At 59.6% G+C, this 839-nt stretch carries 1 protein-coding gene; it reads left to right on the top strand.

The window, feature by feature from the left end; all coding sequences use genetic code 11:
- Window positions 1–839: elongation factor Tu (locus GH784_RS27035; RefSeq protein WP_153794054.1), on the top strand; the 839-nt coding region annotated here is incomplete at both ends.

Below are 839 nucleotides of genomic sequence, written 5' to 3'. Positions count from 1 at the left end.
AGTATTTCGGCGAGTTCAAGGCGTACGACCAGATCGACGCTGCTCCTGAAGAAAAGGCTCGCGGCATCACGATCTCGACGGCGCACGTCGAATACGAAACGCCGAACCGTCACTACGCACACGTCGACTGCCCCGGCCACGCCGACTACGTGAAGAACATGATCACCGGTGCTGCCCAGATGGACGGCGCGATCCTGGTTTGCTCTGCAGCTGACGGCCCGATGCCGCAGACGCGCGAGCACATCCTGCTTGCTCGCCAGGTTGGCGTTCCGGCGATCGTCGTGTTCCTCAACAAGGTTGACCAGGTTGACGACGCCGAGCTTCTCGAGCTCGTCGAACTGGAAGTTCGCGAACTTCTGTCGTCCTACGACTTCCCGGGCGACGATATCCCGATCGTCAAGGGTTCGGCACTTGCTGCTCTTGAAGATTCCGACAAGAAGATCGGTGAAGACGCAATCCGCGAGCTGATGGCTGCTGTTGACGCCTACATCCCGACGCCTGAGCGTCCGATCGACCAGCCGTTCCTGATGCCGATCGAAGACGTGTTCTCGATCTCTGGCCGTGGTACGGTTGTGACGGGTCGCGTTGAGCGCGGTATCGTCAAGGTTGGTGAAGAAGTCGAAATCGTCGGCATTCGTCCGACGTCGAAGACGACGGTTACCGGCGTTGAAATGTTCCGCAAGCTGCTCGACCAGGGCCAGGCTGGCGACAACATCGGTGCTCTCGTTCGCGGCGTTACCCGTGACGGCGTTGAGCGTGGCCAGATCCTGTGCAAGCCGGGTTCGGTCAAGCCGCACAAGAAGTTCATGGCAGAAGCCTACATCCTGACGAAGGAAGAA

The sequence above is a fragment of the Agrobacterium tumefaciens genome (assembly GCF_009649785.1).
Taxonomy (GTDB): Bacteria; Pseudomonadota; Alphaproteobacteria; order Rhizobiales; family Rhizobiaceae; genus Agrobacterium; species Agrobacterium tumefaciens.
The sequence above is the reverse complement of the archived record's forward strand: the minus strand, read 5'-3'. Positions and strand labels throughout refer to the sequence as shown.